The following is a 25,518-nucleotide window of genomic DNA, read 5'->3' as shown; positions in this document are numbered from 1 at the left end:
CTCTTCGCGCCGCCGTCCCGCTGTCCCGCTGTCCGGCTGTTGTCCCGCTGTTTGGCCGGGACTGTCAGACCCGTCCCTCACAATGGGAAGCCGGATCGGGGAGCCTGGTCGGGGAACCGGGTCCGGCAATGGGCCAGGGGAAACCGGGCCAGGGAAACCGGGTCCGGGAAATGGGTCCGGGGCCGGGGAAGCCGGACCGACAAGCAGCGACACCACAACCGCGTGACCGCAGCGCACGGCAGCCGCGCGGCCGCACCACCACAAGAAGGGCGGTGACCCGTGACCGTATGGGACGACCTCGTCGGCCAGGACCGCGTGCAGGAGCAGCTCGGCGCCGCCGCCCGGGACGCCGATGCGCTGGTCACCGCCCACTCCGCGGGGGAACCGGTGGCTCCGGGTTCGAAGATGACCCACGCCTGGCTGTTCACCGGGCCGCCGGGCTCCGGCCGTTCCACCGCCGCCCGCGCCTTCGCCGCCGCGCTCCAGTGCACCAGCCCGGACCGTGCCCTGGGCGGTGCACCGGGCTGCGGCTTCTGCGACGGCTGTCACACCAGCCTCATCGGCACCCACGCCGACGTCGAGGTGGTCCGTACGGACCTCCTCTCCATCGGCGTGAAGGAGACCCGCGAGCTGGTCCGCCGCGCCCAGCTCTCGCCGGCCGTCGGCCGCTGGCAGGTCATCGTCCTGGAGGACGCCGACCGGCTCACCGAAGGCGCGGGAAACGTCCTGCTGAAAGCCGTCGAGGAGCCCGCGCCGCGCACGGTGTGGCTGCTCTGCGCGCCCTCCCTCGAAGACGTGCTGCCCACCATCCGCTCCCGCTGCCGCCATCTCACCCTGCGCACACCCCCGGTCGACGCGGTGGCCGACGTCCTGATCCGGCGCGACGGCATCGATCCGGAGCGCGCCGCGTCCGCCGCCCGCGCCACCCAGGGCCACATCGGCAGGGCCCGCCGCCTCGCCACCGACGAGCGGGCCCGCTCCCGTCGCGCCGCCGTGCTCAAGCTTCCGCTGCGGGTCGAGGACATCGGGGGCTGCCTCAAGGCCGCCCAGGAGCTGATCGACACCGCCACCGATGACGCCAAGCAGGTCTCGGAGGAGGTCGACACCAAGGAGACGGAAGAGATGAAGGCGGCGCTCGGTGCCGTCGCCGGGGGACGGATGCCGCGGGGCACGGCGGGGGTGATGAAGGAGCTGGAGGACAGGCAGAAGCGCCGCAAGACCCGTACCCAGCGCGACAGCCTCGATCTCGCGCTCACCGACCTGACCGGCTTCTACCGCGACGTCCTGGCGATCCAGCTGGGCTCGCGGATCGCCATCGCCAACGCGGACGCGGAGGACGCCCTCGACCGCATCGCCCGCTCCTCCACGCCCGAGCGCACCCTGCGCCGGATAGAGGCGGTGATCGCCTGCCGCCGGGCGCTGGACCGCAATGTGGCGCCGCTGCTCGCGGTGGAGGCGATGACGATGGCGCTGCGCGCGGGCTGACACCGGGCGTCGCCACGCGCGACGTCACCAGCCATCAGGCACCGCGCATCACCGCACATCACTGCTACCCCACCACTACCTCACCATTTGTCATCGTTCGTCGCTGCTTTCACCCGTACGAGCGGGAAATCGGGTGAGCCGTCGCGCGGCGACTACGCTCCGGGGATGGACACCAGGCGCCCGCTCCGCATCCTTGCCACCGCGCTCGGCACAGCCGGCCTCCTCGTCTCCGGCTGCAGCAGTGGCAGTTCCACGGGCGCCTCGCCGTCCGCCGCCTCCGTCCCGTCCGTCCCCGCCGCGCTCAAGCCGTACTACGCACAGCGGCTGGACTGGCGGGACTGCGGCGTCGAGGGATTCCAGTGCACGACGATGAAGGCGCCCCTGGACTACGGGAAGCCGGACGGCGGCGACATCAAGCTGGCCGTCTCCCGCGCGAAGGCCACCGGGCCCGGCAAACGGATCGGCTCCCTCCTGGTGAATCCGGGCGGCCCCGGCGGTTCGGCCGTCGGCTATCTCCAGAGCTACGCCGCCGTCGGCTACCCCGCCCAGGTCCGGGCCCGCTACGACATGGTCGCCATCGACCCGCGCGGAGTGGACCGCAGCGAGCCCGTCGAGTGCCTCACCGGTCCACAGATGGATGCCTACACGCAGGTCGACCAGACACCGGACGACGCCGGAGAGGTCGCCAGGCTGAGCGGCGCCTACAAGGAGTTCGCGAGCGGCTGCGAGCAGCACTCCGGGGAGGTACTGCCGCATGTCTCGACCGTGGAGACGGCACGCGACATGGACATGCTGCGAGCCCTGCTCGGTGACGAGAAACTGCACTACGTCGGGGCGTCGTACGGCACCTACCTCGGTGCGACGTATGCCGATCTCTTCCCCGCCAGGGTCGGCCGCCTGGTCCTGGACGGGGCGATGGACCCGTCGCTCCCCGCCGTCGAGGTGAACCGTGACCAGACCGCGGGCTTCGAGACCGCGTTCCAGTCCTTCGCCGCCGACTGCGTGAAGAAGGCGGACTGCCCGCTCGGCACCACCTCCACGGCCGACGCGGCCGCCCGCCTGAAGCAGCTCTTCGCCCACCTCGACGCCAGGCCGATCCCCACCGGTGACTCCCGCAAACTCACGGAATCCCTCGGCACCACGGGAGTCATCGCCGCCATGTACGACGAGTCGTCCTGGCCTCAGCTCCGCGACGCCCTCGCCGGAGCCGGGAAGGGCGACGGCTCCGGCCTGCTCTCGCTGGCGGACAGCTACTACGAACGCGAACCGAACGGCACGTACGCGAACCTGATGTTCGCCAACGCCGCCGTGAACTGCCTGGACCTGCCGCCCGCCTTCGCCGACGCAGATGCCGCCGCCCAGGCGCTTCCCACTTTCGAGAAGGCGTCCCCGGTCTTCGGCAGGACCTTCACCTGGGCCGCCCTGAACTGCGCCCACTGGCCGGTCCGGCCCACCGGTACCCCCCACCGCATCGAGGCGAAGGGCGCGGACCCGATCGTGGTGGTCGGCACCACCCGCGACCCGGCCACCCCGTACAAGTGGGCCGAGTCCCTGGCCGACCAGCTCTCCTCCGGCACTCTCCTCACCTACCGGGGTGACGGCCACACGGCCTACGGCCGCGGCAGCCACTGCATCGACACGGCGATCAACACCTACCTCCTGGACGGCACCCCGCCGAGCGACGGCAAGCAGTGCTCCTGATCCCAGCGGGCCGCCACTGACTTGCCGCTGACCGCTGCTGACCTGTCGCCGACCGCTGCTGACCTGCGAAGACGGACCGAATCCGGGCTGGTGCGGAGCACCCCCGGAAACTGTGTAGACTTGGCGACGCTGCTGATCGCACCATGGTGTGACAGGGCGTGCCGCCTTAGCTCAGTTGGCCAGAGCAACGCACTCGTAATGCGTAGGTCTCGGGTTCGAATCCCGAAGGCGGCTCGGATTAGCCCCAGGACTCACTCGCCGTGACCTGGGGCTTTTTCCTTTTCTTGACCTTACTTCTGTTGGTCTGTCAGCCCAGAGGCTCCGAGATGCGGCCCCCGGTGGCCGACCGGTGGCCAAACGTGCAAACGGCGTGCATCGGCGGTGGCCGAGAGCGTCGGCGGAAGCGGGCGGGCAGCGGTCCTTTTGTTGTTCCATCCCTACAAGCCGTCGTCCAACAGTGCTGTCGGCGAGGGCTTCGGTCAGGTCCAGTAGCCCTGGGGCGGGCGTGTAGAGGGGCGTGGCTCCGAGCCGCCGCCAAGGAGCCTTCTCTGTGTTCGGCTGCAGGGATGCTGTGCCGCACCTTCGGCCGTGGCGGCAGCGGCTGGAGTGCGAGGGGGCGAGGTAAGCCGGGGGCTGCGGGAGGCCGGTGCGCTGGCAGGCTCGCCCAAAGCTGCTCGGTGGTCGCCAGGGGTATCCCCGCCGTTGAAGCACGCTTGGAACGGCAGCACCTAATGAGGAAGATGGTCACGCTATGCGATCAATCGCGGCCAACTATGCCTAGTGCGTGACGTTCATCACATGCCGGAGCCCCGGTCAGATTCCCGCTGACCGGGGCTCCTTCACGCCTGAATCAGGCGGAGCGTTCCTCTTTGCCCTCTTCGCTCTTGCGAGGAGGCGTCATCCTGGGCCGGCGGGGAGAGGCTGTCGGCTTCCCGTCCTTCACCGCCGCCAAGGGCCTCCGGGCGTGCGGCACGAGCTGTACGACCTTCTCGGCGGCGTCACGAGCGAGATCGTCCAGGACCGACTGGTAGATGTCCCGGGTGATCCGCGTGTCCGAGTGGCCGAGCGTTTCGGAGACCACCTTGATGTCGACCCCGGCAGCGAGCATCAGCGTCGCTGCGACGTGGCGAAGATCGTGGAGGCGGATCGGAGGGAGGCCAGCCGCTTCCACCAGACGCTCGAAAAGGTCGCTGACCTTGCCAGGGTGAAGAAGGGAGCCATCCTCCTGGGTGAAGATCCGGCCGGTGTCCTGCCAGCCCTCGCCCCATGCCTCCCGCTCCCGTTGCTGGCGGGCCTTGTGAGACAGGAGGTCCTGGTTCGTCTCCTCGTCGAGGGCGATCAGTCGAATGCCGCTGTCGGTCTTGGGGGCGCCCTCGTGGACCTCCCAGCCGTCCTGCACGAGCTGGGTGGCGATGGCGAGCGAGCGAGCCTTGGCCGAGTGATCTTCCCATCGGACGCCGCACCCTTCGCCGCGTCGTGTCCCTCGGAAGGCGATCAGCCGCCAGAGCACGTACAGCCGGTCCTGCTCGACGAAGTCGAGGAACGTCGCCGTCTGGTCGGGGGTCCAGACCATGACCGGCGAAGGCTTCTCGCCGGTCTCCTTCCAGCGCGCAATGCGCTCGTCGCTCCAGACGAGGGCCTTCGGCTTCGTGCCCGGCAGCAACTCGACGTGCGCCGCTGGGTTGAAGGCGGGCATCACCTGCTGCGCGATGGCGACGTTCAGCGCGGCGCGCAGGGTGTCCCGGATATGGGGCTGCGTGTTGAGGCCGGTGATCCGGCGAAAGGGAGGCATCGCGTCGAGCTGGGCACGCAGCCAATGGCGTCGGGCGCGGTTCTCGGCACCCTTGTTCGGCGTGGCCTTCAGGTCGTCGCGCACTACGCGCCGCTGGGCGTTCTGTTCCTGGACCTCGATGTTGCGCTCGTTGATCGCGTCAAACATCGAATCGATGTGGTGCACGCGGAGCTTGTCGAGGCGCAGGTGCCCGAGATGGGGCTTCAGATGGACGCGGATATCGCACTCGTAGCGGGTCGCGCCACCGCGCCGCAGCCGCTTGCGTCCCGCCAGCCAGGTGTCGAGCCACTCGGCCACGGTGACCTTGGAGTTCAAGGACTGCCCGGTCTTGAAGCGGCGGCGGGTCTCGTCGTAGTCCGGGACCGGGTCCTTGTCCCTGACGCAGTTCTCCAGGAGGTCGCTGATCTGGGTCTTGCCCCAGGCGTCGTCCTCCTCGGGAATGGCCATGAGGGCACGGACCTTGTCCAGCTCCTCCTGGGCCTTGGTGGAGGTCTCGAAGCCGCCACGGCGGAACCGCCTGCGGTCGCCGTTCTGGTTGGGTTCGAGTTCCTGGACAGCGCTCCAAGTGCCGTGTCGGCGCGAAGACTTGAGCTTGGGGCAGGAAGCGCCGTACTCCTTCTTGGTCTTCGGGTCCGTGCAGCGGCACCGTCGTATGAGGTTGCCGTTCTTCACTCGCTGTCCTCCGAGGGGGTCAGTGTTTCGGGCTGGTCGACGAAGGCCAGCTCGTCAGGCAGGGACGGAGGTGCCAGGTCGCGGTCGCGCATCCGGCCACGGAACGTGCGCAGCTCCTGGCAGTCCTCGAACGCGTGCTCCTCGTAGCCCTCGGCGCGCTGCAGAAGGGTGGTTCTGCGGGCCCGGTCCAGGGTGGTGCTGGCCACCCGACGCCTTTCCCGAGCCAGGGCGTAGGAGGCCATTGCGCCAGCCACCAGGTCACCGTGCTGACGGAAGAGGTCGAGGACCTCCCGAGCGGAGCCCTCGGGCGCGGGCTCGGCCAAGGGAGACTCGCCGGTGAACCACGCGACCGCATCCCAGGTGGAGACTTCGCGGCCGGGGAGGGCTTCGACCGTGGCTGAGGACCCGAGTGGGAAGAGGAGAGTCACCGGCGGGACGCCGAGGACGTCAGCCAGTACGACGAACTCCGCGACGGTGATGCTCGTCTTGCGCCCCGACTCCAGATTCTTCATCGAGTGCTCGGTGAACTCCGGCAAGCCGCGGTCAGCACAGCCCTGGGCGACCTCGGCCATCGTGAGGCCGGCGGCCTTACGTGAGTCCCGCAGGCGCCGGGCGATCCGACTGGTGAACGCTGTCGGCCATTGATCAGGTGTCATGGCGACACTTTAGGCAGCCAAAAGGCGCTGCCGCAACTTCGTGATACATCTACGGCGTCACCACGACACGAGATATCCCCAGGAGGGCACCATCATGGCGGCATCTGATTCGTCCCGTGAGGCACGAGGACTGACGGGCGACGAGCTGCTGGCCCTGCCTGCTGTGATCGACCTCGACACCTCAAACCGAGCGCTGATGATCGGCCGATCAACGGGATACGGACTCGCAAAGCAGGGGGAGTATCCGGTCAAGGTGCTGCGTCTCGGCAACGCCTACCGGGTGGTGACGGCTGACCTGCTGAAGTTGCTGGGCCTGGAGCGCCCGCAGGCAGGTGGAGATCTGGGCGACGGCAGAAGCGAGCGTCACGGCCTCGCCGCCTAGAAGCGTCAACCGAGCGATGTGCTGACCTTGACCTGTACGACGGCGGGCCCCCGACCAGTGTCGGGGGCCCGCCGTCGTTGAGTGGGAAGACCTAGACGTCGCTCGTCCGGATCTGAGCCCCATGCTCGTTTCGTTCGTACGTACGCCGCGTGTTCTTTTCGATCTTCCGGGCGACCTCGGAGTCCAGGTCCACGCCGTTCATCTCGGCCAGGGCCGTGAGGTAGAGGAAGACGTCGGCCAGTTCTTCCCCGAGATCGGGAAGCCCCTTGCGCCAGGCGGTGAAGGCTTCGCCGACCTCGGCGGTGAGAAGGCCGAACTCCAAGGCCACGTCTGTGGTGTTGAACCCCTTGAGGGTCTTATTTTCCCAGGCGAGCTTCTGGGCGGACCCGATCTCCAAGACTCCTCCAGCGGCGGTACAGCAGGTGCCTTCGAAGCCTAGCGGGAGCAGAGTGTCGGCGTGCTGGCTTCGGCAGGCCGTCACCCTGCCGAAGGGAGTTCGAGGGCCGTGGTGTCGATGCTGAGCACGCGGGTGTAGTCAGCGAGGGTGGAAAAGACCCTGTCGTACCCCGTCACTAGCGCGGATACCTCCTCCAAGCTGACCGCCTCGCCGTCGCGCTGAAGGAGTCGCTGGCGGATGACGGCTGGCGATGCGGTCAGGTGGACGAGCACGCCGGAGCGCTCGATGACGCTCTCGGCCAGGTCGATCGCCTGGCTCCAGTTGATCCGGGACTGGCCACGGTGAAGGGGGCCGTAGACGAGTTCGCTGATGAAGCACCGGTCGAAGAGGATCCGTCCGGGGCCAGCGAGAATGTTCCTGTAGCGGGTGGCCAGGTCGAGATGGTCGGGCGTCTTCGGGGAGTGCACTACGACGAAGCCGTGGTCCGTCGATAAGCGTTCGCCGAGCGTGCTCTTGCCGACCCCGTCGCAGCCTTCCAGGACCAAGGTCTGGTAGTCGCCGGCGACCTCGTCGAGGTTCATGTGGCCAGCCAGGACAGGACGGCGTCGCCATTGTCGAGGTGAGCGTCGGCGGCGTACTGGATCATGAGGTTCCGCCAGTTGGGCTCCCGGCCATGGGCGTGTGTGAACGTCGGGCGCGGTTGGAAGGCTGCGATCCGTACGCCGCTGGCCGCAGCCGCACCTATGAGCAGGGCGGTTCCGGGCGGCGTTTCCGGGCCGGAGACATCGGCCAGTAGCCGAGCAGCCGAGCACACCGCGGTCAGGTCGGCCAAGGCCCCTGATACCGGGTCCGACGACGTGAAGCGCTGGGGCACCATCACCGTGTGGCCGGCGTCCACACATGACTTGGCCAGATGATCTCGACCCCATGCCGTGTACGGCGATGCTTCGACGTAGACGGGTGCGCCGATTACGGCAGGTGCACCCAAGAGACGGGGTGCACGATCCGGGAGGTCGAGCAGCGCGTCGACGGCCGCGTCGAGTGCCGTGTTCGTCTGGGCCACATTGCGCACCTGGAAGCCCGGGAAGCGGGACTGGGGCGGAGCCGACGGCAGGGTTGGCGGTCCGAGCTTGGTGACGCGCACGATGCGTGTGGCTACGGCCTGGAGGAGGGGGTCGGGGAATTCGAGGCGAGGGCCAGCCTCGGTCAGCGAGTAGGTCTGGAAGTCGGTGGTGAGCACGATGACCGGGACACCCGATGCAGCGGCGTACCCGATTTCCATGCAGACTCCGTCGTCGAGACTTGGTCCGTGCAGGATGGCGACCATGGCGTCGAGGCGGCCGAGGCGTTCGCGGTCCAGCTCGAACAGGCGGCGCCCTTTGACCTCGGCGACCAGGTCCTCCTCGTCGGTGTCGCAGAACGGCAGGAAGACGCGCTCGGGTCCGACTTTCGCGGCGAGTCGATCAGCGAGGTCGGCGGCGAGAGCGCGGTCGTGCGCGGCAAAGAGCCGGTGGGCTACGTAGACGGACACCGGGAAAGGCCCCCAAGTCATTAGGTCAGCCGCGACGGGGCGCGGGGATCGGAAGGGACGGGGCCGCGACGTACCGAGCCGCCGCCCCAGTCGCCTCCGCCAGCGCCTGGGCGGCTGTCGCACCCCGCGAACGATGGGCGAGAAAGGTCCCGGCCAAGGTGTCTCCGGCACCGGAGACCTCGCGCGGAGGATGCGGCGGCGGAACGGCGGAGGCGACTTGGCGCCCGAAGCGGTGAACTACTGCGGCCCGGGGGCCATCGGTGATGACCACCTCCGGGAGCACAGCGGAATCGATCACTTGCTCCAGAAGCCGGTGCTCGGCGGCGTTGACGAACAACGTGGTCGCCTTCGGCAGCCAGGGGGCGGCAGCGCGGATCATCTCCTCCGCGCTCGGCAGGAAGAAGTCCGCACTGAAGTCGCTCCCGTTCAAGGCGAGTCGGTCGAGTACAGCCGCCACGCCCAACGGCCGGCGGCAGCAGACGTGGTAGGTGCCGCCCGGGTGCAGGTCCACGTGCCTGAGCGCATGCTCGGTCAGGCCCTCGGCCACCCCGTAGTCGGTGCCTACTTCCACCAGCTCGCCTTGCAGGTCGTACTGCAGGTCGAAGGTGGTGGACACGCCGTCGGCCTGGATCCGGGCCGTCCAGTCGAGCGTGTCCAGACCCGGCGACTCCGGAAGATGCGCGAGATCGCCGCCGAGGATGCAGACCGGGGCCGCCCGGCGGCCGGCCCTTACCGCCGCCAGGGACAGGAACAGAGCCGCGCCGCCGAGCCGGGATCCACCACGGTGATCGGGATAGCGGGTCCGGTCCCGGCTGATGTTGCCGATCACGTCAAGCCGTTCCACGGTGTCCTCCAGAAGGTCAAGCACGGCGGGCACGATGTGCGCAGTCGACGACCTTCGTGCAGACCGGTCGCCGACGGCAGAGCTGCAGAGCGGGACCGTTCAGGTACAGGCGCTTGAAGTAGATCAAGACGAGGTGCGCGAACCAGGTTGGCTCCGACCCCTCGGGGATTGTCACCAGGTACTCGTTGTCGGTGGCCAGCGAGCGGAACTCGGCTGAGCGGGCGTGCACGGTCGCTTCAAGGACGTGCCGCATACGTTCGTGTGCCACGGCTCCCGACGGAAGGGCGAGGCCCAACACGGGTGCGAGCTTGGTGACCATGCCGGAGTCCACGGGGATGATGCCGCAGTGATACCCGCGGGCGGTGAGCAGTGCGCACTGCGCGACCTTGTAGGACGCACCTCGCACCCGCGTGGCGAAGTCCAAGATCAAGGCATCGCAGTCGGCTACATCCCCAGTCGGGTCGGTCCCCTCCCTCTCCCAGCCACGGAGAAGCTCCGCGAGGGAGCGCAGGTAGTCGATCCGGGTCTTCGGCAAGCCGATGGGACGCACCAGTGCTGCAAGCTCGGCGTCGGAGGCGGCAACGAGGCTCTCGAACCCACGATCGTTCGCCGAGGCGATCACTCGGGCGTACGTCTCCACCATTCGATAGGAGACCCGGGTGGACCAGCCAGCGGCGAGCATCCGCACTCGTGGATCGCTGATCGACGTCGGCCACCACCGGTTCTCGTCATGGTTGGTCTCCACCTCGGCCTGCACATCCGGGAGAGCGGCGGCACGGGCCACCAGCCGGTGGACGCGCCGGATCTCAAGCGGCTTCGCCTTCGCTCTCTCGATCGTCATGAACAGACTCCAGCACGGGCGCGGGTGGCCAGAAGTGCCATGGAGAGGTTGGACGAGAAGACCGGCTTCCCGAACCTGTGCTCCAGTTCAGCGACCACCGGCAGGGTGTGCCATCCGGTGCACGACAAGACCATCGCTTCGGCAGCCTCGACCGCTTCCTGCGGGAGCTGCTCCACCAGGGACAGGATCTGATCCGGGGTGATCGCGGGATAGCCGTCGGACAGGCCCAGGCTCGCGTGAGCCAGGACCTCCACGCCGGCCTCGGCAAACGCCGCCGATTCCGCTTCGGTCACCAGGGCGGGGTAGGGCGTAACCAGTACCACGCGTGCCACGGCTGCCTCGGTGAGAGCCCGCAGAAGGGCGTCGAAGGCGGTTAACACGCCGCCCGGTAGCGGCGGACCGTCGGTGAAACCCGCTGACGTGCACGCCAGCATTACTGCGTCGAGAGGGATGTGGGACAGCGAGTCCAGCGCCTGCGCTGACGCTTCACGCAGTCCGCGCCAGAATGAGGCGTCGATCGCCGTCGTCCTGGATGCGGGTACGAGCCGCGCGTGGTGGAAGACCGTGTGGCGCAGGCCGAGGCGGGTCAATTCAGTCTCCACGGCGACGTTGGCCCAGGGCAGCAGCAGCCCCGCACGGATGGTGCGGTCCGCCGCTGCATCCAGGGCCGCCAACCTCGCGAGCGTCCCGTCACGAAGCGGATGCAACGCGTTCTCCGTAGATCACGCGAGGCGCATGGCCGGTCACCACCAGGTCGTCGGTAGTGCCGAGCGGCACCGCCGCGTCGCGCTCGACGATCTGGATCGAGTACGAGCCCAGCCGCCGCCACCAGGTGCCGCCCTGGCCAATGAAGTACGAGTGAAGTCCGGGTACGCGCAGACCAGTCGGGTATACCCGCTCCTTCATCGGCTGATCCCAGGTGAAGTCGATGTCCGCCTTCCAGGAGGGGAAGTGCTCCGCCGAGGGCAGCGGCTCCAGCTCGCCGAGCGCGGCCAGCGGTGTACCGGGGAAGGCCCGTGCCAGACGGACGTTCGTCCGATGGCACAGCAGGCCGGCATCGAGAATCTCCGCCAGTCCCCGGAGATTTGCCACGTGGGTGCTGTGGGTCTCACCCGGCAGACCGTAGATCAGGTTCAGGCCCGGCAGCAGCATCGGCAGACCACCGGGACCACGGGCGGCGCCCGCCTCGTTCACGTGCTCGACGGCCCGCATCAGGATCTCGGGCGTGCAGGTGAGGGTGTTCCTCGCGATGACCACCGGGTCGAAGCTCTCGATGCCCATCGGGGCGCAGTTGCCCTCGGTGCCGTAGTCCGCCACCAGCTTGGCGATGCGCAGGCCGACCGGCGCGGCCACAGCGAGGGGGTCCGCGTTGTCGATGTGGAGCACTTCCAGCTCGGGGCAGCGCTCCCGGATACCGCCGAGCAGGGCGCGGATCGCGTCCTCGTCCCGGTTGCGGTAGGAGAAGAAGCAGGTCTGCTGGCCGAGTCGGAAGTTCCGGACGCCGGCGGCGTAGAGCTGGGCAGCCTCGGCTACAACATCGTCGACCTCGCGGAAGGAGACGAGAGGGGACTTCGCAGGCTCGTTGCAGAAGTCGCAGAATTTGCGCCGGGTGCAGCCGCGGTACAGCTCCAGCTCGGCGATCGGCCGCCAGGGCATCTGCTCGACGAGCCCGGTGAACGAGTCGCGCTCGCGCTGCATCTGCCCGTAGGCGGCGGGGCGGTGGCTACCGAGCAGGAGGTCGCCGGACGTCACCGTGTGGGTGTGGATGGCGTCGAACAGCCCGGCGTACTCCGCAGGAGCGGCCAGGGCGTAGGTGGACAACGGCCCGAGCAGGTAACGACGGCCTCGTGCACAGGCGAGCGCGCGGGCGATCTCCTCGAACGACCCGTTCACAGCATGCAGATGGACGGATGGAACGGCGTCTCCGGCAATGACGACCACGATCTCGGCATCCCGCAGAAGCTGAATAGCGGAGTCCCGGTTGACCGTGGTCGAGTACGTGAACGGATCGCTCTGGGGCGGTTCGACGGTGGGCCTTCCGCCAGCGAGACACCAGCGGACGTCGTCGATGGTCACATACCGAACGTCCGCCTCCGGCCTTGCCCGACGCAGTGCCGACCAGGCGTTTCGGACGTAGGTCGACAGGTACGGCGGTACGCCGAGACCGCTCGGCTCGACGGTGAAGCAGTCCAAGACGACTACTGGCTGCATGGTGTTCTCCCTCCGGTGCTGAGGGCATCGGCGACGTTCCAGCAGCGTCCTCGCTGGGAGGGACGGTCGGCCCGCAGCCCTCCCAGTCTCAGTGTTGCCACCGATTCCGAGGAGGGGGTAGCGGGGTTGTTCGGTTGTACGGAGGTTGTTCTTTCATGCCCCTGTGTCGAAAGGCTGGGACAGAGCGTGATCGACAAGGCATCATCTACGCATGGGAAGTGCAAGGGGGACCGGCGGGACCAACTCCGCGCTCGCGGCTGTGCTCTCGGAGTCCGGTCGTTCGCATGGCGCCCTTGCCCGCAAGGTCAACGACCTGGCCGCGCTGCAGGGCGTGGTCACCCGTTACGACAAGGCGTCCGTGACCCGGTGGCTGCAAGGCATGACGCCTCGTGATCGCGCCCCGGAATTCATCGCCGCTGCCCTGGCCGAATTCTTAAAACGTCCCATCGCGCCTGTCGACCTTGGGTTCCCGGAGCAGAGCCAGCGGCCCGTTGTTGCACGGGCCTTGACGTACCGTGAAGACGTGGGTGAAACACTGCACACGCTCGCGGAGCTCGGCTCCACCGATATCTCGCGGCGCAGCCTGCTCGGGGCCGTGCCGTTCGTCGCGTCGGCCCTCATGGACCCCCAGCGGCAGTGGCTGCTCTGGCTCCTTGAGGACGATCAGGCTCCACGCCTTGCCGCTGTCGCTGACGGAGGCCCCGTCGAGCAGGTCCAGTCGATGATCGAAATGTTCGATGAGATGGACAACCGCTTTGGTGGCGGTGGAGTCCGAGCGAGCATCGTGCACTACCTGAGCACCCAGCTCGCACCCATGCTGCAACAGCGCAACATGCCCAGCCACCAGCGCCGACTCCTATACACGTCGGCCGCGAAGATGGCGGCGACCGCTGGCTGGTGCTCGTACGACACCGCCGACTACGGACTCGCCGAGCGTTACATGATCCAGGCACTCAGGCTGTGCGCCGAAGGCGGCGACCGGGTGCTCGGCGGACAGATCCTGGCGGGCATGTCCCACCTCGCCACCAGCCTCGGCAACCCCGCTGAAGGGGTCTCGCTCGCCCGAGCGGGCATCGCGACCGCCAAGTCGTCGGGCAGCCCGTTGGGTCTCATGCGGCTGCACGCCATGGCCGCCCGCGGTTACGCCGCTCTCGGCGACACCCGACAGGCCACGGCTTCCCTTCACGCGGCTGGCAGAGGACTGGACACCAGCCGGGGGCCGGCCGAGGAATCGCCGTGGGTCCGCTTTCTGGACCACCACTATCTGGAAGCCGAGGCTGCCCTGGTCCACCGTGACCTCGGCGAGGCAGCTCAGGCCGAGCGCCTCGCGAGCGCGTCGGTGGAGGCAAACAGCGACCGGCGCCGCCGCCAGGCGATCAGTCGCTCGGTCCTCGCCACGGCGTTCCTCCAGCAGGACAGGCTGGACGAGGCAGTCGGCACCGCCAGCAACGCCCTGGATCTACTCAGCGGCGTCCACAGCGAGCGATCAGTCCAGGCACTGCGCGACTTCCGCACGCGACTTGCCCCTCACCGAGGCGAGCCGATCGTGCGCGAATTCGAACTCCGGGCTAGGCCCATACTCGGCACTGCGGCCTGACCCGCTCAGTCAGTACCCCTCCGGTGTCGGCGCGTTCTGCCCCTTGTCGACAGGGAGATTGACTCCTGTCACGGCCCGGGATTCGTCCGAAAGCAGGAACGCGATCACGTCCGCCACCTCCTCCGGACGCACCAGGTCGCCCCCGGGAAACTCGGCGCGGAAGCGGTCGAAGGCCGATGGGTTCTCTTGGCGCATCCGATCCCACCGCTTGCCTGGGATGAGCATCGACCCGGGCGAGACCGCGTTCACGCGGATGCCGTCTGTGGCCAGCTCCCTCGCCAACGACGACACCATGTGGATCTGGGCCGCCTTCGCCGCGCCGTACTGAGCCTGTGGGCCCGGCTTCCAACCGGAGACCGAGGCCACCACGACGATCGGCCCGCCACCAGCAGTCCGCAGGTGCGGTGCACCCGTGGCGACCAGCCGTGCGACATGGCCGACGTTCATCTCCCACGTTGCCGACCAGTCTTGAGGCGTTGCCTCGGCGATACCCCGACCACGCGCGCCACCCGCGCAAGCGACGACACCGTCCAGGCCCCCCAGCGCTGACGCTGCATCGTCCACAAACCGTTCCAGCAGTTCCGGCGCAGCGACGTCCAGAGGCCGTGCGAACAGCGCGTCGGGCGAATCGAGCGAACTGCGAAGCGCCTCCAGTGGCTCGGGCTTCCGCGCACACGTCGCCACTCGTGCTCCTTCCGACAACAGCAGGCGCACGACGTGCTCGCCCAGCCCCCTGGAACCCCCCGTCACCAAAATCCGCCGGCCCTCGAAACGTCCCGTCGCCGCTTGCTTCCCCTGGTCACGTTCTGTGCTCGTCATCCGTACAACCCTTCACCAACCGTGCCGACCCGTGTGGCCGGAGACATCCTCCGTGCACCCTTCTTACCGGGGCGCCGGAGCGGTTCTCTTATGGACGTACCCGGCCCGGGGACAACCGTGCAGTCGGCGATCAGTCGGCATCGGTCCCGCGGATCCGGAGACGGCGCGAGCCCGGGATGCCGTCTGTCGCTACTCAAACGCCGAGTCCGGGTTCGGCGGCCCCATCACGAAACGAGCGAGAGCCAGCGAACGCACCCCGCGCTCCTCTCCCAACTCGGGAGGCACACCGTGTCCCAGGCACCACACTCGCGCAATAGCCTCATGTTGGCCGATATCCCCAACGCTGTTGGCCTGGCGCGGTTGCACACCGCAGATGTTCTGTCCCGCTGGGGCGTGCACGCCGGCATCGTCGAGACCGTGCAGCTTCTGGTGTCGGAGCTGGCCACAAACGCCGTCCGGCACCCCAAGGAGGGCGAGGAGGACACCTCCCCGTTCTCGGTCCGGAACACGGTGCAGACCTTCGAACTCACGCTGGAGATCATCGGCGGCGCGGTGAGGGTATCGGTGTGGGATCGCGACACGAGGCCGCCGGTGCTGAAACAGGTCGGCGTGGAGGCGACGGGGGGCCGTGGCATCTTCATCGTCGCAGTGATGAGCAGGCGCTGGGGTCACTATCCGGCGCGCGGTATGCCCGGCAAGGTGGTGTGGGCCGAGATCGGTCTCAACCCCGCCGACCGAGTTGGTGAAGACGAGAGGTCGGCGCGCTCTCCGGACCGGCCTCCAATAGCCGGCCCCGGGAAGCAGAGGGTGCCACGAGTCGATCCGAACCTGATTGGCCGCGTGCTCGTAGGGGTCGGGCGCATCTGAGCCGTGGACGAGACACAAGAAGTCAGCCCGGCGCCCAAGCGCGGCAGGAAGCTCTCCTCCTGGGAACAACGTCTCTTCGACGGAGTGCGCATGGTGAGCGCCGACGAGCAGGCGGAGATAGCCGCGACGCCCCGCCACCGCCCGGACGGTTCCATTCGAGCCGCCTCGCCTCATGAGCCCCAGTGGTACGGCCAGCGGCTGAGCGGAGGGGCCAGCGCTCGGCGCGACGAGGAGTAGTCGTCCGCCAAGACCCCAAAGATCGCTGACAGCTCTTCCTGGTGAGCCCTCTCCGGTTCGCCGCGGTACTGGAGACGGCAGTCGCCGAGCACCTGATCTGATCACGAGAAATGGAGGCACCCCCATGCCGCCGCACGACCAAATCCCCGCCGTGTCAGACGCGTTGGCATACGCGGCTCACCGCGAGGCGGTGCTGGAGATGCCGGCGTCCAGCCACTGGATGGACGTCGACAACGCAGAAATCCGGAGGTGGCACCACGGCGCTCCGTTGGTGCGCCCGTCCCGCAGTGGGCAGCTCTGTCGGCTCCGTCAGCAGTTTCGTCGGGAGGCGAAGGAGCGGCACGCGCGTCGAACCGGTGATCGCCAACTTCGCGTACTGGCATACAGCTTGGTTCTGGGCAGGGGGGCCAGCCCCGACGAGGACTGGCACACCCTCCAGGTCGAGGCCGAACAGCACGATTACGCGATAGGAGCCAGGCTGCACGACTTGGCCGTCCCCGCAGCCCCGTCGCCCTACTTCCCCGGCGCGCGCGCCAGCCGTGGGGTCTACCTGCCTCCCTGGAAGCGACCCGGTTGGGGAGAAGTCGAGCGACTGATTCGGGGCGGATTCGCGAACGGTGTGATCGTCCTCGATCGGCACAACATCAGCTCTGACGATGACGAATACCACGCCGTGATCAAGCACCTGGGCGAGCGATACGAGGCGTTCGTACACCTCGTGATCCCCGAGGAACGGGCCGTACCGACTTGAAGGCGTCCGCTGCGCTGGATGGACGCGAAGGGCTGGGGCTGGAGACAGATCAGCGCTCAGGTCCTCCTGATCCTCGCCATGTTTGCCGCGTTCGCCATCGCCTACCACTCCACCTGATCAGGGGACACCATGACGTTCGAGGGGCATATCGACCGGGCACCGCGTCCCCTGCCGCACCGCGAGCAGGGTGAGGCCCTGGGCGCCATCCAGGAGGCCAGTCCGGAACTGCCCAGCGAGGCCGGCATCGATCTCTTCGCCGTGCCCGCTGGCGAGGTTCGGGGGAGCGGCTTCAACCTCTCCCGCTTCCACCGCCTCTCTCGCCTGCCCGCTGCCAGGAATCCGGCGCCTCCGGTTTCGCCTGACGACCCGCAGGACGCGGCATGACGACGGTCACGGACACTCCCACCCGCGAGCAAGTGAGGTAGCAGATGAACCGTTCCGTTCTCGCTCTGGCCGCCACCGTTGCCGTCGCGTCCGCGGTGCACACCGCCCAGCGGCGCCTGCAGCACCGGCAACACCTGGAGCTGGAGATGCACAAGGCGCACGGCCGCATGCTCGAAGTCGCCACGACCCATCCGGACTTGGACCCGATCTGGGTGCGGAACCACCCCGATCACGTCAAGGAGGACGAGTCCGGTCCGCTGCTGATGTGCCAGTGGTGGCTCGAGTTCTGGCGCACCGGACTCAACCTCGGGGTCTACACGTCGGCCGTGCTGCGGGAGAACGCCAAGAACTTCATGAACGACCCCGTGGCGCTCAAGGCGTGGGCCCTGACCCGCCACGGACGCGCCCTGCAGTCCAGGAACCGCCGCGACCGCATGCACGTGGCGCTGCTCAATGCGGCGTTCGAGGAGGCCGGCGGGCCCAGCCAGTACCCCGAGTGCGAACTCGACCCGGTCTCGGCCCTTTGAGTCTCGCCGCTCCGCTGCCACTAGCCCCCCTGATGAGGAGGACGATCATGACCGTTCCCGCCCCGATAGCTCTACCGGCTCCGGCCGCATCCGAAAGCAAAGTCGGCGAGCGTCGGCACGCCGACCGTGCGCAGCGTGCCCTTCTCCTCGACCTCGACGGCGTCCTGCTCGACACCCGCCCGGTGATGCAGAAGGCATGGCGGAAGGTCCAGGAGGACCACGGCATAGCCCTTCCGTTCACCGACTACGAGCGTCACCTCGGACGTGAGTTCAGCGACATCATGCAGCGGCTTGGCATCGCCGACATCGACGCGGTCCGCCGGACGTACGAAACGGAATCGGTCGCCGCCGCACACCTCGCGCACGAATTCACCGGCATCGTCGAAGTGCTCCACGCCTTCGTGGCCGCCGACTGGCGTCTGGGCGTCGTGACGTCGAAGCACGTCGATCGCGCCGCGCCGCTCCTCACGCGCCTCGGCTGCCCCTTCGCCACCGTCCGCACCCCCGCTGGAGCGGGCCGGGCGAAGCCCGCCCCCGATCCGCTCCTCCTGGCCCTGGTCGACCTCGGAGTCGACCCTGCCGCAGCCGTGTACGTGGGGGACATGGCGGTCGACCAGGAAGCGGCGGCCCGCGCGGGTGTCGCCTACGTCCATGCGGGGTGGGGATACGGGCAGCCCACCTCTCCCGCACCCGAGGTCGTCGTCGCGCCCGAGGGACTGCTGCAACTCCTGCGCTCCGACAAGTCGTTCGTTGCGGGGAGTCTGGTGTGAGCACCCGCGCGACCGGCGGCTTGAGCTTGGTCCGGTCCGACTTCGCCGGTCAGCCCCGGTGGGCTCTCGTCGGCAGCGGCGCCCTGGGCCACGTCACGACCGACCACATCCGGACCGGGGAGCTGGAGGCCATCCCCGTCGACCAGCAGGAGCTGCGCGCCCTCGTCGAGAACGTCATGGACGCCTTGGAACGCTACGGCGCCTCTCTCGCCTCCACACCGGGCGGCGCTGGCTGGCTCCACATCCAGCACGTTCCCGTGCGGCGCTTCGTGACCGAGGCCCTGCGCAAGCTGCTGGCCCTGGACGCCTGGGAGCCGTTCGCGTCGACTCCGGCACCTTTGGATCTCGCCCCGTATGAGGGGCGCGTCGGCCTGCGTTCGAGCAGCTCGCGGGAGTACCTCGCGTACACCGTCACCTGGTCCGGCATCGCCTACCTGCTCGGAGCAGCGGCTCCGCACAATCCCACCCGCTCCGCCCAGTTACGCAACCGGACTCGTGCCAGCACGGCGAACACGGACCCGAGCCCGCTCCCCACGGACCTGAAGCAGCGAGACGTCCTGGCGCTGTCCTGGACCTCCCGCCACGCCGACACCCTGATGCCGGTGCTCACCGAGCTGGAGCGCGACGGACGGTCGAGCCTCCTGCTCGACCTCGCCACCGACCCGGCGGAGCGGTGCCCCGCGCCGACGGGCACGGGCATCGACCTGCGCTCGGCGCCGAGCGACCTCTTCACCCTCTCCGGCACCACGGAGGGCCTGCCCCCGCGCGACGACAACCACATCGTCCGGGTCAAGGGCCACGACGTCCAACTCGCCCGGCTCGTAATGCTCTTGTCCGTACTCCTCGAAACCAGCGGCGGGTGCACCCAGCCCTCCTGGCGGACCATCCTGCGAGCCGAGAGCTGGCTCGACGGCGTCCTGGCCGCGACCCGGCCGCACACCGTCCTGTTGAGCAACGACACCAGCCCGCTGGGCGCACTGGCCGCGCACGCGGCCGAGCGGCACGGCGCGAACACGGTCCACGTCCAGCACGGAGCGTGGACGGCGGAATCAGTCGCCTGGCCGGCCCTACACAGCCGCGACATCGTCGTCATGGGGGAACGGGATGTCCCCCTGGCCCGCGCGTGGATGCGCCACCCTGACGCCGCAGTGCACGTGCTGGGACAGCCCCGCTTCGATGCGCTGGCCAGCCTCGGCCGTAACGCACAGCGCCGGTACCTGGAGAAGGTGCTCGCTCCGGGCGACCGCCGAGCCCCGGCCCGGATCGCGGTGTGGGCCTGCCAGCCGTTCAGTCCCGCTCACCTCAAGGCCCAGGCGGACCTCCTCCTGGACGGCCTGAGCGAGGCGGACGGCGAATGGGGCCTCGTCATCGCACCGCACCCGGCCCAGGGCGCCGATGCCTTCTCCGCGCTGCTGAAGCGCGACGGCGGCCTGCTCGTGGCCGTGGCCGACCCGCGGGTCGGCGCCCGGGGCTGTCTCGCCGGGGCCGACGTGCTGGCGAGCGCGTACTCGACGTGCGGGATCGAAGCCGCGCTGCTCGACGTCCCGGTCCTCGAAATCGGCATGCCGGGCGAACGCACGCTGGGCCTGGCCGGACACGGCCTGGCGACCCGCTGCCACAACGCCGGTGACGTCGCCGAAGCACTCTCCGCCCTGCGTGTACCGGGCACGCCCGTCGCGAAAACGGCCCTGGACGCGGTGTGCCGGTCGCGCGGCGACAGCGCGGCCCAGGTCGCTCGCCTCATCACCCAGCGCGCCGAAACCAGCGCCAGATCATCCGACCCCGTCCACCACGATGCCCCGAGCGCGGCCTGTGCGTCGCCGCAGGGCGAAGGAGTTCCTGCCCGATGACACACCTCACCGCCGACAGCATGGCCGAGCTGTTCTCCGGCGCCATCACGCTGGCCAAGTCCGGCGAGAAGGTCAGCCCCCGGGGCATGGCCACCCGCGAAGTCCGCGACGTCCACCTGCTGCTCACCCAGCCGCGCGCCCGCCTGCTCTACGCGCCCCCGGCCCGGATCGTGAACCCGGCCTTCGCGGTCGCCGAGACCGTCTGGCACCTCTCCGGCTCCGATGACCCGTGGATCTTCGACTACAACGCGCGGCTGCGGCAGTACGCCGACGATGGCGTCCTGCTCGGGGCGTACGGGCCCAGGATGCGGAACTGGGGCGGCAAGGTCGACCAGCTCGCTCGCGTCGTGGAGATCCTCAAGGAGGACCCCGACTCCCGGCGAGCCCTGATCCAGCTCTACGACCCGGCCCAGGACGCCGCCGGGCACAAGGACGTGCCCTGCACCCTCGGCTTCCGCTTCCACCTGCGCGCCGGCCGCCTGCACATGGCGACCATGATGCGCGGCCAGGACGTGTGGATCGGCATGCCGTACGACGTGTTCTTCTACACCGTGCTGCACGAGCTGGTCGCCGGATGGCTCGACGCGGAGCTGGGCGAGTTCCACCTGCACGTCGGCTCGCTGCACGTCTACGAGGAGCACGTCGAGCGGGCCGAGGAGCTGACGTCGCTCACCGCGAGCCCGGTCATGCCCGACCTGCGGACGCCGTGGAAGGGCTTCGACGGCCTGCTCGACCAGGTCGAGGCCCGCGACGTGACCGGCCACCCCGGCTGGGACACGATGGCCGAGACGCTGCGCAGCTACCGGCTGTGGAAGGACGGGCAGCGCCAGCAGGCGTGGCGGGCGGCCGACGGTATCGACGGTCCCCTCGGCCAGGCCCTCACCGCCTGGTACGGCGAGCTGGAGCGCCGCTCCGCCAAGCCCGCCGCGACCGCCGGGGCGAGGTGACGGCCGCCGTGAAGCGCACCCCTTCGGTCGTCCTCGGCCTGTGCTCGTACACCCACGACTCGTCGGCTGCCCTGCTGGTGGACGGCGAACTGATCGGCTTCGTCGAGGAGGAACGCCTCTCCGAGGAGAAGCACACCAAGCTCTACCCGGCCCGCGCCATCGAGTGGCTGCTCGGCCAGGCCAAGCTCACCGCCGCCGACGTGGACGCCGTCGCCTACAACTTCCAGCCCGCCCGCTACCTCGCCGAATCGCCCGCCGCCCTGCGCCTGGCGCTCTCCCCAGCGACCCGCGACCGGGCCCTGGCCCGAGCGCACGGGTTCGCCAAGGTCGCCCTGCGTACCCAGCTCCGCCTGCGCGTGATCGGCCGGCAGTTCCCCGCCGCCCGTGTCGTACCGGTCCTGCACCACCGCGCCCACCAGCTCACCGCCTTCGCCGCCTCGGGCTGGAACGAGGCCGCCGTGCTCATCGTCGACAGCCTCGGCGAGCGGCAGACCACCACCATCGCCCACGGGCACACCTTGATCCGCCCGGTCACGCAGACCCTGGAAGCGATCAACGACCCGGCCTCGCTCGGCTACGTGTACGGCGCCGTCACCGAGCACCTGGGCTGGCGGCGGGGCGACGAGGAAGGCACCGTGATGGCGCTGGCCGCCCTCGGCGACCCCGCCCGCTTCCGCCACCTGTTCGCCCAGGCCGTCCGCACGACCGCGACCGGCTTCCATATCAACCCCGCCTACTTCCCTACACGCACCCTCACCTCGGGATACGACCGGACGTCCCGCCGTTTCATCGCAGAGACCTGCCCCGAGCGGCACCCCAGCGAGCCCCCGGCCGAGGTCCACCAGGACCTGGCGGCGGCCCTCCAGGAGCGGACCGAACAGGTCATGGTCCACCTGGCCCGTCGCGCCCACGCGGTCACCGGCTCCCCGCGCCTGTGCGTGGGGGGAGGTGTCGCCACGAACTGCGTGAGCATCGGGAAGATCATCGAGGCCGGCATCTACGACGAGGTGTTCGTGCCGCCCGCGCCCGGTGACGCCGGTACCGCGATCGGCGCCGCCCTCGCCGTGCACGTCGACGGCCGCAGCCCGCGCCCGCTCGCCGGCATCGCCCGCACCTGCTACCTCGGCCCGTCCTACGAGGACCAGCCCCTCGACCTCGCCCCCTGGCCCGGCCTCCACCAGAAGACCCTCGGCATCGAAACCGCGGAGTTCCTCGCCGACCAGCTCGCCCATGGCACCATCGTCGGCCTGTTCCAGGGGGCCGTCGAAGCCGGGCCGCGCGCCCTGGGCAACCGCTCGATCCTCGCCTCCCCGCTGGAGCCCGGCGTCGTCGAGCGCCTCAACGCCACAGTGAAGTTCCGCGAACCGTTCCGGCCCTTCGCCCCCATGGTCCTGGCCGAGCGAGCCGACGAGTTCTTCACCCTCGGCCAGCAGGCCCCGTACATGTCCATGGCCTCCGGCGTGACGGACAAGACGCGCGAGCAGGTGCCCGCCATCGTGCACGCCAACGGCACCTCCCGCCTGCAGACCGTCACCAGGTCGCAGAACCCGTTCATGCACGCGGTCCTGACCGCCTTCGGCCGCCGCACCGGGGTGCCCGTGCTGATCAACACCTCCCTCAACGTCAAGGGCAAGCCGATCTGCGGGACACCGGAGATGGCCCTGGACTGCCTGGCCAACTCTGGGCTCGACGCCCTGCTCCTCGAAGGGCGGTGGATCACCAAGTGAAGATCGGATACAGCTTCTGGGGCTTCCTCGGCAACGGCGTCACCGACACCCCGGACGGGGGCCGCAGCCACCGCCGCCCCTTCATCGACGCCCTCCTCGCCCGCGGTCACGACATCGTCTTCCTGCAGGCCGACCGCGACCGCCTCGAAGCTGGCGAGGACCTCGGCAGCGAGTACACCTTCGACGACGGCCTCCCGGGCATCGACGTCCTGTTCCTGGAGTGGCGCTGGGCGATCACCGGCCGCAACACCACCATGTGCGGGAGCGAGGGGCACACCTGCGACCTGCACCGCCAGGCCCAGCTCATCAACCACTACACCGTGCGGCACCGGATGCCCACCGTGATCTGGGACAAGGACCGCACCCTGCGGGCCGAGAGCGTGTGGCGCCGCACGGCGCACACCCGCGTCTGCGAGGCCGCCCTCGCCCCGACCCACGGCGCGCGCTCCCTGCTCTTCCCCGTCGCCGAAGACCTCCTCGCCCAAGCGGACCCCGTGGCCCTCGCGGCACAACGGCGGGACCTGGCGCTCGGCTACGTGGGCAACCAATACGACCGCGACGAGTCCTTCGACCGCTTCTTCGCCCCGGCCGCCGCCCGCGTCGAGCACCTGGTCGCCGGGAAGTGGACGAAGACCGACCGCTGGCCGCACGTCCGCTTCGTGGGCCGGATCCCGTTCGAGGCCGCCGCCGGCATCTACGGCCGGTCGCTGGCCACGGTGCTCATGCTGCCGGAGCGGTACGCCGCCGTCGGGCAGATGACCCAGCGCATCTTCGAGGCCGTGCTCGCCGGATGCCTGCCGCTGGCCCCGGCGGACATCCGCTTCGCTGACCGGTTCGTCCCCAAGGAGCTGGTCGTGCGCTCCGGCAACGACGTGATCGAACGCCTCTCCTACCTCCACGAGATCGCCGGCACCCAGCAGCACGCCGACCTGATCGCCGCGTGCGTGGACCGCCTGCGCCTGTTCGGCCTGAGCAAGCAGGTCGACACCCTGGAATCCGTCCTGCACGGACTCGTCCGGGCCACCGCGCCCGAGCAGGGAGTGGCCTGATGCAGACCACTCGACAGGCCATAGCGCCTGGATCATCCGCACGTGTCCGGGAGGATGGCCCCGCCGGACACCCGAACCTCTCTACGCTGGAGCACCATGAAGAAGGTCGCCATCGTCGGCTGCGGAGGCAGCGGCAAATCCCACGTGGCCCGCGAACTGGGCACGATCCTCGACGCCCCGGTCACGCACCTGGACGCCGCGTTCTACGACGACGAGTGGAACGCGCTGCCCATGGACAAGTTCACCGAGCTGCAGCGCGAGCTTGTCTCGCAGCCGCGATGGGTGATCGACGGCAACTACAACTCGACGCTGCAGGTGCGGCTCGAAGCCTGCGACACGGTGGTCCTGATGGACGTGTCGACCGTGGCGGCGCTGTACGGGATCTTCGCCCGGCAGATCCGGCACGGGGCCGGGCACAAGGGCAATGGGGTGCACAACCGCATCCACTGGGGCGTGATCAAGTACGTCGCCACGTACCGGCGCAAGATGCGGCCCCGCGTGATGGCAAAGATCGAGGAGTTCGGCACGAAGGCCGACGTGGTGCTGCTGGCCAACCGGCACCAGACGCGTCGCTGGCTGCAGAAGGTGGCCGCCGAGCAGTCCTGAACGGCCCGCGTTCCCGGACAGGGGGCGCGGCATGAACGAGCCCAACCCGTTCCTGGACCCGGCCCGGCAGCACGAGCTTTACGGCCACGCCGCTCGGCTGGCCGGGCGGACCAGCGCCCTGATGCGCGCGAAGACCTCCGGCAACCCCGTGCCCGAGACGATCGTCAGCCTGGTGCAGACCCACCACGCGCAGCCGGACCGGCTCGGCTTGGTGCTCGACATCGGCTGCGGTCGCGGCACGAGCACCCTGGCCCTTGCCGAGCAGCTCCGGCCGCAGCGCGCCGTCGGCCTGGACGCCGCCTCCTCCCTGCTCGCCCAGGCCCGTGAGCGCGCCAAGGAGCTGCCCGACAGCACGGTGGACTTCGTCGAAGGCGACTTCCACGACCTCCCGCTGCCCGCCGGATCGTGCGACGTCGCCGTCGCCGCGTTCTGCCTCTACCACTCGCCGCAGCCCAAGGACGTCATCGCGCAGATCGCCAGAGTCCTCGCCCCGGGGGGCCTGGCCGTGCTCGTCACCAAGGGCCTCGACAGCTACCGGGAGATGGACCAGCTTGTCGCCTCCGCCGGCCTCGACGCGCAGGCCGACAAGCACGAGAGCCTCTACACCGCAGCCCACAGCGGCAACCTCGCTGACCTGGCAGCCTCCTCTCTCGACGTGATCGCCGTCCTGGACGAGGAGCACGCCTTCACCTTCGGCGGCCACGACCACACCGCGCAGTACCTGGCCACCAACCCCAAGTACGACCTCGCGCCCGGCCTGTACGGCAACCCCGGGGCCCTGGCCGCGACCTTGCACGAATTCCTTCCGGACCAGCCGCTGACCACCAGGTCCCGCATCACCTTCGTCGTCGCCCAGCCGAACGAAGGGCGCTAGC

The 25,518-nt window shown here is 69.2% G+C and carries 26 protein-coding genes and 1 tRNA gene; 17 read left to right on the top strand and 10 right to left on the bottom strand.

Annotation, left to right across the window (positions count from 1 at the left end):
- Window positions 1–279 precede the first annotated feature (279 nt).
- The 3 genes from ACIOMQ_RS05820 (at window position 280) to ACIOMQ_RS05810 (ending at window position 3,420) form a co-directional block, all read left to right on the top strand.
- Entirely contained in the window at window positions 280–1,485 is a 1,206-nt protein-coding gene (locus ACIOMQ_RS05820; protein ID WP_362193417.1) for a DNA polymerase III subunit delta', read from the top strand.
- Window positions 1,486–1,650: 165 nt separating this feature from the next.
- On the top strand, window positions 1,651–3,186 hold the full coding sequence (locus ACIOMQ_RS05815; RefSeq protein WP_362193420.1) for an alpha/beta hydrolase: 1,536 nt from the start codon (window positions 1,651–1,653) through the stop codon (window positions 3,184–3,186).
- A gap of 160 nt (window positions 3,187–3,346) precedes the next feature.
- Window positions 3,347–3,420, top strand: a tRNA-Thr gene (locus ACIOMQ_RS05810).
- Between the two features lie 616 nt (window positions 3,421–4,036).
- Here the strand turns inward: ACIOMQ_RS05810 and ACIOMQ_RS05805 are convergent.
- Both ACIOMQ_RS05805 and ACIOMQ_RS05800 read right to left on the bottom strand, forming a co-directional pair.
- Complete coding sequence (locus tag ACIOMQ_RS05805) at window positions 4,037–5,650, bottom strand: tyrosine-type recombinase/integrase (RefSeq protein ID WP_402188042.1); 1,614 nt, start codon at window positions 5,648–5,650, stop codon at window positions 4,037–4,039.
- A complete protein-coding gene (locus tag ACIOMQ_RS05800) occupies window positions 5,647–6,306 on the bottom strand; it encodes a helix-turn-helix domain-containing protein (protein ID WP_402188040.1) in 660 nt (219 codons plus the stop codon). Before ACIOMQ_RS05800 ends, ACIOMQ_RS05805 begins: the two co-directional genes overlap by 4 nt.
- A gap of 94 nt (window positions 6,307–6,400) precedes the next feature.
- Here ACIOMQ_RS05800 and ACIOMQ_RS05795 point away from each other — a divergent pair, with 94 nt between their 5' ends.
- Window positions 6,401–6,688, top strand: a complete 288-nt coding sequence (locus ACIOMQ_RS05795) for a hypothetical protein (RefSeq protein ID WP_277438865.1) — start codon at window positions 6,401–6,403, stop codon at window positions 6,686–6,688.
- Window positions 6,689–6,779: 91 nt separating this feature from the next.
- On the opposite strand, the gene ACIOMQ_RS05790 is transcribed toward ACIOMQ_RS05795, so the two are convergent.
- From ACIOMQ_RS05790 to ACIOMQ_RS05760, 7 genes are all read right to left on the bottom strand, one after another.
- On the bottom strand, window positions 6,780–7,085 hold the full coding sequence (locus ACIOMQ_RS05790; protein ID WP_266805208.1) for a MazG-like family protein: 306 nt from the start codon (window positions 7,083–7,085) through the stop codon (window positions 6,780–6,782).
- Between the two features lie 80 nt (window positions 7,086–7,165).
- The gene (locus ACIOMQ_RS05785) at window positions 7,166–7,666 is read right to left on the bottom strand and encodes a hypothetical protein (RefSeq protein WP_402188037.1); all 501 of its coding nucleotides are present in this window, start codon (window positions 7,664–7,666) and stop codon (window positions 7,166–7,168) included.
- Complete coding sequence (locus ACIOMQ_RS05780; RefSeq protein ID WP_402188035.1) at window positions 7,663–8,616, bottom strand: nucleoside 2-deoxyribosyltransferase; 954 nt, start codon at window positions 8,614–8,616, stop codon at window positions 7,663–7,665. The genes ACIOMQ_RS05785 and ACIOMQ_RS05780 overlap by 4 nt, the downstream gene beginning before the upstream one ends.
- Window positions 8,617–8,641: 25 nt before the next feature.
- Entirely contained in the window at window positions 8,642–9,484 is an 843-nt protein-coding gene (locus ACIOMQ_RS05775; protein ID WP_402188033.1) for a PfkB family carbohydrate kinase, read from the bottom strand.
- Window positions 9,477–10,301, bottom strand: coding sequence for a hypothetical protein (locus ACIOMQ_RS05770; RefSeq protein ID WP_399043379.1), 825 nt, complete (start codon window positions 10,299–10,301; stop codon window positions 9,477–9,479). Before ACIOMQ_RS05770 ends, ACIOMQ_RS05775 begins: the two co-directional genes overlap by 8 nt.
- Entirely contained in the window at window positions 10,298–10,975 is a 678-nt protein-coding gene (locus ACIOMQ_RS05765; RefSeq protein WP_399043378.1) for a hypothetical protein, read from the bottom strand. The genes ACIOMQ_RS05770 and ACIOMQ_RS05765 overlap by 4 nt, the downstream gene beginning before the upstream one ends.
- Before the next feature lie 16 nt (window positions 10,976–10,991).
- The gene (locus tag ACIOMQ_RS05760; RefSeq protein WP_399043377.1) at window positions 10,992–12,512 is read right to left on the bottom strand and encodes a radical SAM protein; all 1,521 of its coding nucleotides are present in this window, start codon (window positions 12,510–12,512) and stop codon (window positions 10,992–10,994) included.
- A 211-nt stretch (window positions 12,513–12,723) separates the two neighbouring features.
- On the opposite strand from ACIOMQ_RS05760, the gene ACIOMQ_RS05755 reads away from it, so the two are divergent.
- Complete coding sequence (locus ACIOMQ_RS05755) at window positions 12,724–14,109, top strand: hypothetical protein (RefSeq protein ID WP_402188030.1); 1,386 nt, start codon at window positions 12,724–12,726, stop codon at window positions 14,107–14,109.
- Between the two features lie 9 nt (window positions 14,110–14,118).
- Here the strand turns inward: ACIOMQ_RS05755 and ACIOMQ_RS05750 are convergent, their stop codons facing one another.
- The gene (locus ACIOMQ_RS05750; RefSeq protein WP_402188028.1) at window positions 14,119–14,928 is read right to left on the bottom strand and encodes an SDR family NAD(P)-dependent oxidoreductase; all 810 of its coding nucleotides are present in this window, start codon (window positions 14,926–14,928) and stop codon (window positions 14,119–14,121) included.
- Window positions 14,929–15,249: 321 nt separating this feature from the next.
- On the opposite strand from ACIOMQ_RS05750, the gene ACIOMQ_RS05745 reads away from it, so the two are divergent.
- The 12 genes from ACIOMQ_RS05745 to ACIOMQ_RS05690 all read left to right on the top strand — a co-directional run bounded on the left by ACIOMQ_RS05745 (window position 15,250) and on the right by ACIOMQ_RS05690 (window position 25,517).
- Window positions 15,250–15,795, top strand: a complete 546-nt coding sequence (locus tag ACIOMQ_RS05745) for an ATP-binding protein (RefSeq protein WP_401906771.1) — start codon at window positions 15,250–15,252, stop codon at window positions 15,793–15,795.
- 3 nt (window positions 15,796–15,798) lie between these two features.
- Complete coding sequence (locus ACIOMQ_RS05740) at window positions 15,799–16,032, top strand: hypothetical protein (RefSeq protein ID WP_402188026.1); 234 nt, start codon at window positions 15,799–15,801, stop codon at window positions 16,030–16,032.
- 124 nt (window positions 16,033–16,156) lie between these two features.
- Window positions 16,157–16,783, top strand: a complete 627-nt coding sequence (locus tag ACIOMQ_RS05735) for a hypothetical protein (RefSeq protein WP_402188024.1) — start codon at window positions 16,157–16,159, stop codon at window positions 16,781–16,783.
- Window positions 16,784–16,912: 129 nt separating this feature from the next.
- A complete protein-coding gene (locus ACIOMQ_RS05730) occupies window positions 16,913–17,167 on the top strand; it encodes a hypothetical protein (protein ID WP_399043371.1) in 255 nt (84 codons plus the stop codon).
- A gap of 44 nt (window positions 17,168–17,211) precedes the next feature.
- Window positions 17,212–17,694, top strand: a complete 483-nt coding sequence (locus ACIOMQ_RS05725; RefSeq protein ID WP_399043370.1) for a DUF6082 family protein — start codon at window positions 17,212–17,214, stop codon at window positions 17,692–17,694.
- Window positions 17,695–17,741: 47 nt separating this feature from the next.
- The gene (locus ACIOMQ_RS05720) at window positions 17,742–18,464 is read left to right on the top strand and encodes an HAD family hydrolase (protein ID WP_402188021.1); all 723 of its coding nucleotides are present in this window, start codon (window positions 17,742–17,744) and stop codon (window positions 18,462–18,464) included.
- Window positions 18,461–20,314, top strand: a complete 1,854-nt coding sequence (locus tag ACIOMQ_RS05715) for a hypothetical protein (protein WP_402188019.1) — start codon at window positions 18,461–18,463, stop codon at window positions 20,312–20,314. Before ACIOMQ_RS05720 ends, ACIOMQ_RS05715 begins: the two co-directional genes overlap by 4 nt.
- Complete coding sequence (locus ACIOMQ_RS05710; protein WP_402188017.1) at window positions 20,311–21,261, top strand: thymidylate synthase; 951 nt, start codon at window positions 20,311–20,313, stop codon at window positions 21,259–21,261. Before ACIOMQ_RS05715 ends, ACIOMQ_RS05710 begins: the two co-directional genes overlap by 4 nt.
- An 8-nt stretch (window positions 21,262–21,269) precedes the next feature.
- Window positions 21,270–22,988 (top strand): carbamoyltransferase, encoded by a 1,719-nt coding sequence (locus ACIOMQ_RS05705; protein ID WP_399043366.1) that lies wholly within the window; start codon window positions 21,270–21,272, stop codon window positions 22,986–22,988.
- Window positions 22,985–24,037, top strand: a complete 1,053-nt coding sequence (locus tag ACIOMQ_RS05700) for a hypothetical protein (protein ID WP_402188015.1) — start codon at window positions 22,985–22,987, stop codon at window positions 24,035–24,037. The genes ACIOMQ_RS05705 and ACIOMQ_RS05700 overlap by 4 nt, the downstream gene beginning before the upstream one ends.
- A gap of 96 nt (window positions 24,038–24,133) precedes the next feature.
- Window positions 24,134–24,643 carry a topology modulation protein gene (locus ACIOMQ_RS05695; protein WP_402188013.1) on the top strand — a complete coding sequence of 170 codons (510 nt, stop codon included), beginning with the start codon at window positions 24,134–24,136 and terminating at the stop codon, window positions 24,641–24,643.
- Between the two features lie 31 nt (window positions 24,644–24,674).
- The gene (locus ACIOMQ_RS05690) at window positions 24,675–25,517 is read left to right on the top strand and encodes a class I SAM-dependent methyltransferase (RefSeq protein WP_402188011.1); all 843 of its coding nucleotides are present in this window, start codon (window positions 24,675–24,677) and stop codon (window positions 25,515–25,517) included.
- Window position 25,518: the final 1 nt, after the last annotated feature.

It is taken from the genome of Streptomyces sp. NPDC087845, from assembly GCF_044742755.1.
GTDB lineage: Bacteria > Actinomycetota > Actinomycetes > Streptomycetales > Streptomycetaceae > Streptomyces.
The sequence above is the reverse complement of the archived record's forward strand: the minus strand, read 5'-3'. Positions and strand labels throughout refer to the sequence as shown.